General features: G+C 61.3%; 12 protein-coding genes and 1 pseudogene. 5 read left to right on the plus strand and 8 right to left on the minus strand.

All coding sequences use genetic code 11. The annotated features are described in order from the left end of the window. Together AA0535_RS06020 and AA0535_RS06025 are read left to right on the plus strand one after the other, a co-directional pair. Positions 1–217: pseudogene (locus AA0535_RS06020) on the plus strand (hypothetical protein); the annotation flags it as partial. Between the two features lie 6 nt (positions 218–223). Beyond that, positions 224–1510 (plus strand): class I SAM-dependent RNA methyltransferase, encoded by a 1287-nt coding sequence (locus AA0535_RS06025; protein WP_264815029.1) that lies wholly within the window; start codon positions 224–226, stop codon positions 1508–1510. Here the strand turns inward: AA0535_RS06025 and AA0535_RS06030 are convergent. From AA0535_RS06030 to AA0535_RS06065, 8 genes are all read right to left on the minus strand, one after another. Continuing rightward, positions 1501–1884 (minus strand): HesB/IscA family protein, encoded by a 384-nt coding sequence (locus tag AA0535_RS06030; protein WP_264815030.1) that lies wholly within the window; start codon positions 1882–1884, stop codon positions 1501–1503. The genes AA0535_RS06025 and AA0535_RS06030 overlap by 10 nt on opposite strands. Before the next feature lie 14 nt (positions 1885–1898). Continuing rightward, entirely contained in the window at positions 1899–2279 is a 381-nt protein-coding gene (locus AA0535_RS06035) for an SUF system Fe-S cluster assembly protein (protein WP_127102587.1), read from the minus strand. A gap of 16 nt (positions 2280–2295) precedes the next feature. Then, positions 2296–3528 carry an aminotransferase class V-fold PLP-dependent enzyme gene (locus AA0535_RS06040; RefSeq protein WP_264815031.1) on the minus strand — a complete coding sequence of 411 codons (1233 nt, stop codon included), beginning with the start codon at positions 3526–3528 and terminating at the stop codon, positions 2296–2298. A 2-nt stretch (positions 3529–3530) separates the two neighbouring features. Beyond that, complete coding sequence (sufD, locus tag AA0535_RS06045) at positions 3531–4748, minus strand: Fe-S cluster assembly protein SufD (RefSeq protein ID WP_264815032.1); 1218 nt, start codon at positions 4746–4748, stop codon at positions 3531–3533. Further along, entirely contained in the window at positions 4745–5515 is a 771-nt protein-coding gene (gene sufC, locus AA0535_RS06050; protein WP_127102590.1) for a Fe-S cluster assembly ATPase SufC, read from the minus strand. The genes sufD and sufC overlap by 4 nt, the downstream gene beginning before the upstream one ends. Before the next feature lie 11 nt (positions 5516–5526). Then, on the minus strand, positions 5527–7014 hold the full coding sequence (gene sufB / locus AA0535_RS06055; protein WP_264815033.1) for a Fe-S cluster assembly protein SufB: 1488 nt from the start codon (positions 7012–7014) through the stop codon (positions 5527–5529). 1 nt (position 7015) lies between these two features. Then, complete coding sequence (locus tag AA0535_RS06060; protein WP_264815034.1) at positions 7016–7495, minus strand: SUF system Fe-S cluster assembly regulator; 480 nt, start codon at positions 7493–7495, stop codon at positions 7016–7018. A 130-nt stretch (positions 7496–7625) separates the two neighbouring features. Continuing rightward, on the minus strand, positions 7626–8957 hold the full coding sequence (locus tag AA0535_RS06065; protein WP_264815035.1) for a DUF445 domain-containing protein: 1332 nt from the start codon (positions 8955–8957) through the stop codon (positions 7626–7628). Between the two features lie 196 nt (positions 8958–9153). Here AA0535_RS06065 and AA0535_RS06070 point away from each other — a divergent pair, with 196 nt between their 5' ends. The 3 genes from AA0535_RS06070 (at position 9154) to AA0535_RS06080 (ending at position 13011) form a co-directional block, all read left to right on the plus strand. Next, on the plus strand, positions 9154–11949 hold the full coding sequence (locus AA0535_RS06070) for a phosphoenolpyruvate carboxylase (RefSeq protein WP_264815171.1): 2796 nt from the start codon (positions 9154–9156) through the stop codon (positions 11947–11949). Positions 11950–12052: 103 nt separating this feature from the next. Then, positions 12053–12631, plus strand: a complete 579-nt coding sequence (locus AA0535_RS06075; protein ID WP_264815036.1) for a hypothetical protein — start codon at positions 12053–12055, stop codon at positions 12629–12631. A 122-nt stretch (positions 12632–12753) separates the two neighbouring features. Next, positions 12754–13011: a GlsB/YeaQ/YmgE family stress response membrane protein gene (locus tag AA0535_RS06080; RefSeq protein WP_127102594.1), complete on the plus strand. Its 258-nt coding sequence runs from the start codon at positions 12754–12756 to the stop codon at positions 13009–13011. Positions 13012–13054: the final 43 nt, after the last annotated feature.

Consider the following 13054-nt stretch of genomic DNA (forward strand, 5'->3'; position numbering starts at 1 on the left):
GGCTGCATCTCAGGAAGCGCCGCGTCAAGAAGCCGCGCCGAAGCAGGAAGCCCGCGCGGAGCGTGGTTCTGTGGCCCCTACCTCGTCCTTCGATCACGATACGCCGCGTACCGGGTTCGGCCACGAAACGCCTGCCTTCATGCTTCTGCCGCGCCGCAATCGGCGTATCGAGCAGGACGAGCAGGTCGGACCGATCCAGCATCGCGGCACAGTCTGATCCCTGATGCCCAGTATCGTTGAAGCCGAGATTCGCGCCTTTGGCGCGAATGGCGACGGGCTTGTGCTGATTGATGACAAGCCCGCCTACATTCCCTATGCCGTGCCGGGTGACCGGATGCGTCTTCGGGTGGGGGATGACCGGCATGTCGAAGTGCTCGACCTTCTTTCCCCTTCCCCTGAACGCGTATCCCCCGTCTGCGCGCTCTTCGGGCAGTGCGGCGGTTGTTCCATGCAGACCACCGCCCTCCCCGCATTGCTCGAATGGAAGACCGGGCTCGTACGCCATGCTTTGGAGCGGGCAGGCTTCCGTACACTCCCGCGTGTCGCCTCCGTTCAGGTCCCTCCGGAGACGCGCCGCCGTATCGATCTGGCCTTCCAGCGTCAGCCAGGACGACTCGTTCTCGGGCTCCATCGTCGCCATGGCGATGTCGTCGACATGACGGAGTGCCATGTCGTGCATCCTGCACTCCTGGCCCTGCTCGATCCGCTGCGCCACGTCCTGTCTTCGCTCGGCGCAGTGACAGGAGGCGGTGATCTCCAGATCAATCTCTATAGTTCGGGTCCGGATATCCTGCTCTCGACCGATTCTGCGCTGGCGCCGACCGACCGGGTCAAACTCGCGGCGTTCGGGCGGGATCACAGGATTCCCCGCATCTCATGGAAGTCGAAGCGCCGCCCCGAGCAGGGATTCGAGATCGTCGCTCAGCAGGGACCCGTGTTCCATGCGTTCGGTGCGGTCAAGCTGTGCCCGCCTCCTGGCGGGTTCCTGCAAGCGACGGAACAGAGTGAAAACGCCATTGCTCAGTCGGTGCTCAATGCGCTGCCGTCGCTGAACAGGCGCGATCCGATCATTGAGCTCTTTGCGGGTTTCGGAACGCTGACAGTTCCCATGGCCCAGAAAGGGCGCGTTCTCGCTTATGAGGGGCATTTCGAGGCGATCTCAGCCCTCAAATCTGGGGCTGTCGGTCAGAGAATCGAGACGACGCATCGCGATCTCACACGCCAGCCCCTGATCGCCAAGGAATTTGCCAAGGCGCGCGTCGTCGTGCTCGATCCGCCCCATGCGGGAGCGCTGATCCAGATGGACCATATCGCGCGTTCCGCTGTCGAAGACATTGTCTATGTAAGTTGCAACCCGCAGGCGCTTCAGAGAGACTCTGCTCTTCTGCAGAAAGCGGGATACGAGGTGCTGTCCGTCTCGGTTATCGACCAGTTCCTCTGGTCTACGGAAGCTGAAGCCGTTGTCAGCTTCACAAAAAGCAAAAAGAGACTTTCACGTCGTCAGACGTGAAAGCTCTCACCGCACCCGCAGCGGCCCTTTTCATTGGGATTGGTGAAGGTGAAGCCTGATTCGAGATCCTTGACCTCGTAATCCATCACCGTCCCGATCAGAAACAGGGTCGCCTTGCGATCGACCAGCACGTCCACCCCATGATCAGTCACACGCTCATCACCGGGCAGGGCTGCGTCGACGAAACTCATGTCGTAAGACATGCCCGAGCATCCACGCGTGTTCACTCCGATACGCAGAAGCTGGCCCTTGTTTGCGCCTTCATACAGTTTCTTCAAACGTGAGGCTGCACGCTCGGTCATTTGCATGAGAGGGGGCAACGCCCGGGGGACCGCGACCTTGATCGGGGCCTGTTCTGTCTGTGTCGCGCTCATACTCGTTTCCCTGTTCAGAACATGTTCAATGCAAGCCGGGCATCGTCGCTCATGCGGCTCATATCCCATGGCGGATCCCAGACGATAGCGACGCTGGCCTTGCTCACCCCGGGAAGAGCGGCCACGGCCTCGCGCACCTGCTCCGGCAGTTCCTGCGCGCTCGGACAATTGGGAGCCGTAAGCGTCATTTCAATATCGACGCGCCCATCATCATGCAGATCGATCGCATAGATGAGCCCCAGTTCGTAGATATTGACCGGGATTTCCGGGTCATAGACCGTGGCAATGGCGGAAATGACGCTATCCTCATCGGGAACACCGGCCTGGTCTGCAGCAACGGTTTCCTCAGGCGGAGCGCCGAGCGGTCTGGTCAGGATGTGACCCTCTTCAGACATGAATGACCTCCCTCAATCAGACCAGCATCTGTCGGGCGCGCGCAACGCCCTTGACCAGTGCATCAATATCGTCGCGTGTGGTGTAAACGCCAAAGCTCGCCCTCGCTGTGGCAGTAAGCCCGAGCCGACGGATCAGCGGCTCGGCGCAATGCTGCCCGGCGCGTATGGCGATGCCCTGGCGATCCAGCAGAACCGCCAGATCATGTGGGTGCGCCCCGTCGACAATGAAAGAGACGACCCCGCCCTGATCGACAGGCGCGCCCACGAGCTTTACACCCTCACTGCCGCCCAGCACGTCACGCGTATAGGCCACGAGTGCCTTTTCATGCGCGGTGATCGCTTCGGCACCCAACTCTTCCATGAAGGCGAGCGCCGCGCCGAGCCCGATGACTTCGATGATCGGCGGCGTCCCTGCCTCGAATTTATGCGGCAGCCCGGCCCAGCTCGATTTCTCGAAGCTGACGCTCTCGATCATCTCCCCACCCCCCAGGAAAGGCGGCATGGCATCGAGCAGCTCGGACCGGCCCCAGAGCACCCCGATGCCGGTCGGGCCATAGAGCTTGTGCCCCGTGCAGACAAAGAAATCCGCTCCGAGCGCCTGAACATCAATGGCACGATGCACGGCTGACTGCGACCCATCGAGCAGGATCTTCGCGCCATGCGCGTGGGCCAGACGCGCCAGTTCATGTGCCGGCGTCAGCGTCCCCAGAACATTCGACATATGGGTGATGGCCACGAGCCCGACACGTCCGTCCGAGAGCAGGCTCTCGTAAGCGTCGAGGTCAAGATCCCCGGTCTCGGTAATCGGCGCCACGCGGAGTTCCAGCCCGGCACGATCGCGCAGCATCTGCCACGGAACGAGATTGGAATGATGCTCCAGCTCGGAAATCAGGATCGCCTGACCCGGCTTCAGCAACGCGCCATAGGAATGGGCTACGAGGTTGATGGCCTCGGTGCTGTTCCGCGTGAAAATGATCTCACGGCGATCCGGCGCCTTGAGAAACCGTGCGACCTGGGTACGCACCGACTCATAGGCTTCGGTGGTACGCTCACTCATCCAGTGCAGGCCGCGATGAATGTTCGCATATTGGTGCTGCATGGCCCGAGCCATGGCCGCAATCACGCTCTCCGGCTTCTGAGCCGAGGCCGCGCTGTCCAGGAAGACCAGCGGACGGCCATGCACTGTCTCAGACAAGATCGGAAACCGGTCTCGCAAGGACGCGAAACGGTCAAGCACGTCTCCTGACATGATCACCCTTCCCTGTTCAGCCACCAGGCTTCGACACGCTGGTCCAGAAGGGCATAGGCAGCCTCATCGGTGACCAGAGAGAGCGCATCGAGCAGGAAGGCCCGGACGAGCATGGCTTTCGCGGTGTCGTACGGCACGCCACGCGCCCGCAGATAAAAAAGCTGCTCGTCATCGAGTGCGCCCACAGTAGCACCGTGGCTGCACTTGACGTCATCAGCGTAAATCTCGAGCTCGGGCTTGCTGTCGATCTGCGCCTTTTCGGACAGAAGCAGCGCCTGATTCATTTGATAGCCATCAGTCTTCTGGGCGATGCGATCGACATAGATCTTACCCTGAAAAACACCATGCGCCGCATCCATCAGCACGTTCTTGACTGTCTGACGAGAATTGCAGTCCGGTGCAGCATGGGTGATGACGGAGGTCAGATCAGCGTGCTGCGTACCAGCCAGAAGCTGCGCCGCATTCACATGCACAGTCGCATGCTTGCCGCCCAGATGCGCCAGAACCTCGTGGCGCGACAGCCTGGAGCCAAGCGTCAGGGTGAAGCTGTCATAAGTGCCGTGTTCGGCAATGCTCGCATTCACAAGCGTCAGATTCGTAGCCCGCACATCGTCCTGCTGGACACGCAGATGGGTCAGGTGAGCCCCTTCGGCCACGGATACCGTCAGAGACGGATTGGCCAGATAGGCGCCCTCACCCGACTGGATATCGAGAAGAGTCAGGGTCGCCTCTTTTTCAAGCGTGACCTGATGCGCGAGATGCGTCGAAACTGGCTCCTCCCCTGAAACTAAGGAGACGAGACAGATCTGACCGGCCTCAACCCCTGCAGGTACTGTCAGGGACAGACCCGGCTGCTGCAGGGCGCTGTTGAGAACGCTGAGCGGACGGTCCGCCAGAAGCGGCGCGTCGGGTGCGGTCAGGATGACCGCCTCGGGGAGGCGCGTCAGCTCGGGAACAAGCACGCCGTTGACGAACACGACACGAAAGCCGCTGCGGGCCTCGGGAGCAAGACGCGCCAGAAGGGCTTCCGCCTCACCCAGCGAAACGTGCGCAGGCGGCTCGAACCCGATGCGGTCAACATCGCGCAGCGGTGTATAGCGCCATGCCTCGAGACGACGCTGGGGCAGACCCTGACGAGCCAGAAGCTCTCTCGCTTCGCCTTCATGGGCTCGTGCGAGAAAAGACCCGAGTGCAGGCGATAAAGCGACGCTTTCGCTCATGCCACCGCCTCGAGATATTGCTGATAGCCCTGTGCCTCAAGCGCCAGCGCGACCTCGGCACCGCCACTATGGATGATCCGGCCCTTGGCCATGACATGCACGCGATCCGGCTTGATGTAATCGAGCAGACGCTGGTGATGCGTGATGATGAGCGCGGAGAAATCAGGCCCACGCAGGCTGTTCACGCCCTCGGCCACGATACGCAGTGCATCGATGTCGAGTCCGCTATCCGTTTCGTCGAGGATCGCGAATTTCGGGCGCAGCATACGCATCTGCAGCACCTCGTTGCGCTTCTTTTCGCCGCCGGAGAAACCGACATTCACGTTGCGCTTGAGCATCTCGTCCGACATGTGGAGATGCTTCGTTTCCGCACGCACAGCCTTCAGGAAGCCTACGGCATCCAGTTCGTCTTCCTTGCGGGCGCGACGCACGGCGTTCACCGCGGTACGCAGGAAATTGGCGTTGTTCACACCCGGCAGTTCCACAGGCGCCTGAAACGCCAGAAAGACGCCGAGAGCCGCACGCTCTTCCGGCTCGAGAGCGAGCAGATCCTCGCCCATGAAATGCGCGCTGCCGCCCGTCACTTCGTAATCCTCGCGCCCGGCAAGCACGTAGGACAAGGTGGATTTGCCCGACCCGTTCGGCCCCATGATCGCATGGATCTCGCCCTTGGGCACATCGAGATCCAGACCGCGCAGAATCTCCTTGGGGGTTCCGTTATCGTCGATCTGCGCACAGAGACCGGAAATTTTCAGAAAATCATTCATGTTGCGGCTCTTTACCCGACGCTACCTTCAAGACTGAGTTGCAGGAGCTTCTGCGCTTCCACTGCAAACTCCATGGGGAGTTCCTTCAGGACATCCTTGCAGAACCCGTTGACGATCAGACCCACGGCGTCCTCTTCGGAGAGGCCGCGCGAGCGACAATAGAAAAGCTGGTCTTCGGAAATCTTCGAGGTTGTCGCTTCATGCTCGACGCGTGCCGTCATGTTGCGGTTCTCGATATACGGCACCGTATGGGCGCCACACTGATCGCCGATTAGGAGGCTGTCGCACTGCGTGAAGTTACGCGCGCCGCGTGCCTTGGGCATCATGCGCACCAGACCGCGATAGGTACTGTCCGAATGACCCGCTGAGATGGTCTTGGCAATGATGGTCGAGCGCGTGTTCGGCGCCAGATGGATCATCTTGGTGCCCGTATCGGCCTGCTGGCGATTATTGGTCACGGCAACCGAGTAGAATTCGCCCACCGAGCCCTCGCCTGCGAGAATGCAGGACGGATATTTCCAGGTGATGGCAGAGCCCGTCTCGACCTGTGTCCAGGAAATCTTGGCGTTGCGGCCACGGCATGCGCCGCGCTTGGTCACGAAATTATAGATGCCGCCCTTGCCGTTTTCATCACCTGGGTACCAGTTCTGCACCGTCGAATATTTGATAGTAGCGTCGTTCATCGCCACCAGTTCGACCACGGCTGCATGAAGCTGGTTCTCGTCGCGCATGGGCGCCGTGCACCCTTCGAGATAGGAAACGGTCGCGCGGTCCTCGCAGATGATCAAAGTCCGCTCGAACTGCCCTGTGTTGCGGGCATTGATGCGGAAATAGGTCGAGAGCTCCATCGGACACCGCACGCCCTCCGGCACATAGACGAAAGAGCCATCCGTGAAGACAGCCGAATTCAGGGCTGCAAAGAAATTATCGCTGACCGGCACGACGGAACCGAGATAACGCTTCACGAGCTCGGGATGCTCGCGAATGGCATCCGAGATCGGGCAAAAGATCACCCCGGCCTCTTCCAGCGTCTTGCGGAAAGTCGTCACAACCGAGACGGAGTCGAACACCGCATCTACGGCCACAGGCAGCCGCTCGGCCTGATCGGCTCCTTCAACACCGGCCAGGATGGCCTGTTCATGAAGCGGGATACCGAGCTTTTCGTAGGTGCGTAGCAGCTCGGGATCGACTTCTTCCAGCGATTTCGGACCGGGCTTCTTCTTCGGCTCGGCGAAGTAGAAAGCGTCCTGATAGTCGATGGCGGGATATTCCGGCTTCTGCCATGTGGGTTCTTCCATCGCCTGCCAGGCGCGGAAAGCCTGCAGGCGCCAGTCGAGCATCCATTCAGGCTCCTGCTTGCGCGCAGAGATGAAGCGGATGGTTTCCTCGCTCAGCCCCTTGGGCGCGAACTCCATCTCGATATCGGTCTCGAAGCCCCATTTATAGGTCGACTGGCCAAGGGTTTCGACGGCTTCGCGTGTTTCGGTTACGGCTGGCATGTCATCCCTCCCCGGCAGGCTGATGATCCGGCATATGGTCCGGGGCCACGCATCGCGACGCAGGCATGATGCTGCCTGACAGATGGGCGCGGCTCATATCGGCTAGATTGATGGATTCGAGCGTCGAACGGATGGCCTTGTTGACCATGTCCCACTGTCCGGAAGAGAGCGCGCAAAGCGATTTGGCCTCACAAAGGCGCCCTTCGACACAGGCGGTGAGCGCGATCGGCCCGTCGACCGACGTGATCACGGCGGCGATCGAGATATCGGAGAGCGAACGCGCCAGGCGATAGCCGCCACGAGCCCCACGATGCGAGGCAACGAGACCATCGGCCGCGAGACCCTTCAGCAATTTCGCGACAGTCGGCTCCGGCACACCCGTGGCACCCGCAAGCGCGGTAGCCGTCACGAGCGTGTCCTGTTGGCCAAGCTGCACGAGCAGAACCGTAGCGTAATCAGCGAGTTTCGATAACCTGAGCATTCTGCTCCCTCGATCAGTTCCGCATGAACAGAAATTAAAGACCTAAATGGTGCTATTTTTCTAGCAGATGCGCGCGCGAGGGCGCTGCGTCAACCCTTTTCGCCTTTTGTGATGCCGATAAAAACAGGGTTCAGCCGAGATGGCCGAAACACAGCCTCATGAGCATGTCCAGAACGGCCCCGACCACGAAGCCGACAAGCGTGCCGTTGATACGGATGTATTGCAGGTCGCGTCCGACGCGCTGCTCCAGCCGCGCCGAAAGCTCCTTCGGGTCCCAGCGCTCCATGACCGAGGCGATATAGACCGCAAGCTTGTCGCGCAGCGAAGGCAGGATACGGACGAGCGTGGTCTTGAGCGTCTGCTCCAGCCGCGCCCGCATGGCGGGATCATGATCGAGCTGATCGGCCAGGCTCAGCAACGCCGCCTCGATGACACTGCGGCTCCATCCGTCCTCACAGGCCAGATCGGCCTCGGCCAGTCCCCTGAAGCGCTGCCATATCTCGGACCACCACAGCTTCAGGCTGTCATGACCCAGATAGCCCGATATCGCATCGCCAAACCGCGCCCGTCGCTCCGGGTCTTCTTCCAGACGGTCTATCTCCTGCCTGATCCACCCGGTGAATCCCTCGCGCAGCTCCGAGTCCTGCGGGTCTATCCGCTCCAGTTCGAGATAGAGCGCTGTGATCACGCGATTGGCAACGGAGGGGCCAATGGCCCAGCCGATCATGCGCCCCCCCTGCTCGCGCACGCGCTCCTCGATAAAGCTGCGCAGCGTGGCCTCGCGCTTCTGCACGCCGAGCTTGAACCGCTCGAGCAGGGCAGACAGAACTTCCTGATGCAGTTCATTATCGACCAGCGCCCGGAGCGCCCTGGTCACGACCTTGATCGAGGTTTCGCCGCGCGCCAGAACAGGCAGCGCCTTGCCTATGGCGGCAGAAGCGCGCCCGTCCTCAAGCCGATCGAGCATGTCGGGCACGCTGCGTCGCAGGGCAGAGGCAGTGGCATTGGCCGTACGCGGCTGGCGCAGCAGATTGGCGAGAATGCGCGCCACATCTGCCGAGGCGAGCGCCCGCCCGGCATCTTCTTCCGTGAAGAACTGCGTCGAGACAAAACGCCCCAGCGCACGGGCCAGCCTCGGCTGCTGGCGGGGCAGAACCGCGGTATGGGGAATGGGCAGCCCTAGAGGGTGGCGAAACAGCGCCGTCACCGCAAACCAGTCGGCAATACCGCCGACCACGCCCGCCCGCGCACCCGAGCGCAGCACCTCCAGCAGATAGCTGTCACGCACCCAACCCAGTGCCGGGAGTCCGGCAGAGATGACCATCAGACCGCCCATCGAGACCAGAAGACCACCCGCCAGACGACGTGAAGCCCTGAGGCTGGCCAGCGCCTCGGCCTCGGTCGCGGCGGCATCGCTCATACGCTCGGGCGGGATCGACTGATCGGAATTCGGATGATGCATGAAGGATCGATTAGCACCGCCGGAACAAAAAGTCCTGCGCTCCCGCGATCCTCCATTGCCATTGCCCTGCGGGCATGGAAAACCGGTCACAATCCGTGAACCGACTATAAGCGAGAGTGCCTTGTCCAATACCGCGCCGCATCACGCCTCTTCCGGAACGCCCGCCACCAAGGCCGATCAGAAAATCGCACCAGATATGCGAGAAGGCGCGGCTTTCGCCGAGCGCCTGACGGGTGAGATGCAGGCCCTGCAGGACCGGGCCACCCATGAACGTCACGCACCCGACCCGATCGAGGCCCTGTCAAGCCAGATCGGCGACGAACTGATTGATGGCGCCGTATCGGTCTCGACGCTTGAAAACGCTGTACGCGTGCTGCGTGACAGCAATCTCAAAGGTCGCGCGGCACGGTTACGCAGCTATGTGGGCCTGAAGGATGACGGCGCGCCGCAGGACAGGCTGATCGAAGCCGCCCGGAAAACGGTTGAAAGTTGCGAGAGTGTCGAGGCGCTCGTTTCACGCCTTTCCCGTCCGGGATTTGCCGCTGTCTTCACGGCACATCCGACTTTTGCTCTGGCCGATAACGTCTATCGGCACATTGTCGAAATGGCGACAGACCCCGCCCATCGTCTGCCGGAACTGAAATCCCACCGTCGCGAGGGCGCACCCACCCTCGTCCATGAGCAGAATCTCGCCCTCACGGCCATTCTGCGCGGACGCGATGCGCTGGATATCTTCAACGCGTCCATTCTGGAGCAGGCAGCCGAACGCTGGCCTGATCAGATCGAGAAGCTGAGCCGCCTCGATATCAAGACACTGATCCTGGCGACATGGGTCGGGTTCGATACGGATGGCCGCAGCGACATTCATTGGTGGGACACGCTGCGCATTCGGCTGGCGCTCAAGCGCACACAGCTGGAACGCCTGCGCACCCAGCTCGAATCCCTGCTGCCCCATTGCTCGCAACTCGTCGCCCGTATCGATGTCGCCCTGGGTGCCGTCAAGGAGCAGGAGGCCGCCTGCCCTGACCAGCAGAGCCATGATGCCAACGCCATCGCCGCCTTCGCGCAGGCACTGGTGAGCCGTCGCGAGGCTGCCCTGATCTCGGCAGAGACGCTGGCCCCGCTTTTCGACGAGGCACTTACGCGCATCGACGCGAACCAGCGTACAGCCCTGCTGACCGCGCGCTCGGGCTTCATGGCCCATGGGCTGGGGGCGGCGCATATCCATACGCGCCTGAATGCTACCCAGATCTATAACGTGGTGCGCCACCGTCTGGGTATCGAAGACGATCCCACCATCCCGTCGCGTCGCCGCCTTGTCCTGTCCCAAATCAACGAAGCGCTCGAATCGCTGAAGGCACCGATCCCGGTCGATTTCGGCGCCGTCATGATGGAGCAATCCTCCGCCGGCCGTCTGATGATGACGATGGCGCAGATCCTCAAGCACATCGATACGGCTACCCCTGTCCGCTTCCTGATTGCCGAGACCGAGAGCGGTTATACGCTTCTCGCCACGCTCTGGCTGGCCCGTATGCTCGGCATCCGCGACGACCAGATTCAGATCTCTCCGCTTTTCGAAACGCAGAGCGCGCTCGAGCATGGCGAGATCATTTTGGAGGAGGCGTTCCGTTCTCCTCATTGGCGTCAGTATATCCGCAATAACGGACGTCTGTGCCTCCAATTCGGGTATTCGGATTCGGGCCGCTATATCGGCCAGCTTGCCGCGACCAATCTGGTCGAACGCCTGCGCCTGCGCACGCTCGCGCTCATGCAGAAGCATGACATGAAGGATATCGAACTCGTTCTGTTCGACACCCATGGCGAGAGCATCGGCCGAGGGGCTCATCCTTTCAGCCTTTCCGATCGGTTAAGCTACTTCTCGCCAGACCATACGCGCGGTCTTTTCGCGAAGGCCGGGATCAGTTTGCGCGAGGAAGCGGCTTTTCAGGGTGGCGATGGCTACACCCTGTTCGGCACGGCACCTCTTGCCGCCTCCACCATCGCGACGCTCGCCGAGAACCTGGTCCGCCCGCTTTCGACGACCCGCGACCCGATTTATGACGAGCCTGATTTTTCCGCGGATTTCTTCTCGACCATCGCGCTCGATATGAGCAGTCTCGTGGAAGATCCCGGCTATGCCGGTCTTCTCGGTGCCTTTGGACCTGCTCTGATCGATAAATCGGGCTCTCGCCCCTCAGCCCGCCAGGGTGACGGGATCAGCGTCACCCGCATCACCCACCCGAGCCAGCTTCGCGCCATTCCGAACAACGCCATTCTGGAACAGCTCGGCTGGTGGACCAACGTGCTGCAAGGTTTTGGCACAGCAGCATCGCGCCATCCCGAGACGTTCGAGAAACTTGCCCGCAGCAGCCGCCGCTTCGGTCTGGCACTCGATTTCGCCCGTCAGGCGGCCGCCCATTCCGATATCGGGGCGCTGCGTGGTATCGTACGTCTGCTGGACCCGGGCACCTGGCTGGACCGTGCAGCCTCGGCTCGCAACGAGGAACAGCGCAGCCAGCATCTGGTGCTGGCCCATGGGCTCGAGGGGCTGGAATTCTGGCGGAGCCTGCCGGCCATGTTCCGCCGCATTCAGGCCGATCACATCGCCCTTGAATCGGTCTGGAGCCATACGCTCAAGATGAGCGCGCAGGAGCGAACGCTCCATGCGATACGTCATGCCGTGATCGGACAGATCTGGCTTCTGGCCACGCGCATCCCCTATTTCAGCCCGCGCAATGACATCAACCGGGAGACCCTGCTGCGCCTCGTGCTTCAGCTCGAGATCCCGGCCGTGCTCAAGCGGCTCTCCGAGATCTTCCCGCAATCCGCCGGTATCGTGACCGATCTCGATTTCCACGAGCCGAGCGGCCCGCGTGACGATCATGGGTTCAATCGCGAGCATGAAGAGATCTTCGCCCCCATGGCGCGTCTCTTCGCGGTACTGCGCGAGATCAGCGTGGCCGTCATGCATGCGAATGGATCGTTTGGCTGAGGCACCAGATCGGGAGGGGAGTGCCATGAGAGAACGCGCCTCAGGTACAGGGTCATGCCATACCAGGCGCATTTCGCGGTTCGGGCTGGGGCTGGCAACATTCATGACGCTTGTTCTCCCACTCCCGGCGCGGGCCGCCGATCTACCCGCGCTGCGGCCACTCGCCCTGCAGGAGGGTGAAACACGTTTCGCGCTTGGCGGAAAACTGGATGCGAGAGCGATCAGGGAGGCTGCGCCCGACGGCGTTCTGCATGTGCTGCAGAGTTGGCGCGAGAATGGGAATGCTTGGGGATATCACGACCTCACGGTGACCGTGCGCGATACCGAAGGTCGTTTCTCTCTGGTAGGCAGCGACCCCCTGCCAGAAAACGCAAAGGACGGGCTGCGCGATCATTTGCAAGATGCCCCCCATACAGGCGAGGACACCATTCTTTCCTTGGCCTTTGCGACTTCAGCGGACCCGGCACATCCCGGGTTTTATCTGGTGGAGTGCCAGAGGACGATCGATGGCCCGGTGCCAGATCCGGCTCCAGCCCGGCTTATTTACTTCAAACTCGTTGCCTCGGATGGCACATCGGGCTGGACACCTCTTTACTTCCAGTTTCAACGCGTCGTTCAACTGGAGGGCCGTTTTGACTCGGCAGATGAGGCCCTCAAAAAGGCATTCCCGCTGGGGCGATAGATAGAGAGGGTGCGCACGCGCCTGGCGATATGGACCCGGGTTCAGCGAGATGTTAATCACGCAAGCGTGAGATCTGGCTCTCTTTTGGGGAGCGAGGCCGGTTTTCTCCGTGGAGATTTGACATGCATCTGATTTGGACCCTGATCGTCGGCTTCTTTGTCGGGCTGATCGCCAAGTTCCTGATGCCCGGGCGCGATCCGGGCGGCTTCATCATCACGATCTTCCTCGGCATTGCCGGAGCGCTTCTGGCTAGCTGGATCGGGCAGAAGCTTCACTTTTATCATCCCGGACAACCCGCCGGTTTCGTAGCCTCGGTATTCGGCGCCATGATCCTGCTGCTCGTCTACCGCCTCTTTGCCTCGAACAATCAGCAAGGATAAAAAAACCCCCGGCATCGATGCCGGGGGGTACAGTCGGCTATAA

It is taken from the genome of Asaia krungthepensis NRIC 0535 (genome assembly GCF_025995175.1).
In the GTDB taxonomy this organism is placed as follows: domain Bacteria; phylum Pseudomonadota; class Alphaproteobacteria; order Acetobacterales; family Acetobacteraceae; genus Asaia; species Asaia krungthepensis.

Excerpts from the sequence above, each read along its gene's own strand:
- AA0535_RS06025 (WP_264815029.1), top strand. The coding sequence starts at position 224 with ATGCCCAGTATCGTTGAAGCCGAGATTCGCGCCTTTGGCGCGAATGGC.
- AA0535_RS06030 (WP_264815030.1), bottom strand. The coding sequence starts at position 1,884 with ATGAGCGCGACACAGACAGAACAGGCCCCGATCAAGGTCGCGGTCCCC.
- AA0535_RS06035 (WP_127102587.1), bottom strand. The coding sequence starts at position 2,279 with ATGTCTGAAGAGGGTCACATCCTGACCAGACCGCTCGGCGCTCCGCCT.
- AA0535_RS06040 (WP_264815031.1), bottom strand. The coding sequence starts at position 3,528 with ATGTCAGGAGACGTGCTTGACCGTTTCGCGTCCTTGCGAGACCGGTTT.
- sufD (WP_264815032.1), bottom strand. The coding sequence starts at position 4,748 with ATGAGCGAAAGCGTCGCTTTATCGCCTGCACTCGGGTCTTTTCTCGCA.
- sufC (WP_127102590.1), bottom strand. The coding sequence starts at position 5,515 with ATGAATGATTTTCTGAAAATTTCCGGTCTCTGTGCGCAGATCGACGAT.
- sufB (WP_264815033.1), bottom strand. The coding sequence starts at position 7,014 with ATGCCAGCCGTAACCGAAACACGCGAAGCCGTCGAAACCCTTGGCCAG.
- AA0535_RS06060 (WP_264815034.1), bottom strand. The coding sequence starts at position 7,495 with ATGCTCAGGTTATCGAAACTCGCTGATTACGCTACGGTTCTGCTCGTG.
- AA0535_RS06065 (WP_264815035.1), bottom strand. The coding sequence starts at position 8,957 with ATGCATCATCCGAATTCCGATCAGTCGATCCCGCCCGAGCGTATGAGC.
- AA0535_RS06070 (WP_264815171.1), top strand. The coding sequence starts at position 9,154 with ATGCGAGAAGGCGCGGCTTTCGCCGAGCGCCTGACGGGTGAGATGCAG.
- AA0535_RS06075 (WP_264815036.1), top strand. The coding sequence starts at position 12,053 with ATGACGCTTGTTCTCCCACTCCCGGCGCGGGCCGCCGATCTACCCGCG.
- AA0535_RS06080 (WP_127102594.1), top strand. The coding sequence starts at position 12,754 with ATGCATCTGATTTGGACCCTGATCGTCGGCTTCTTTGTCGGGCTGATC.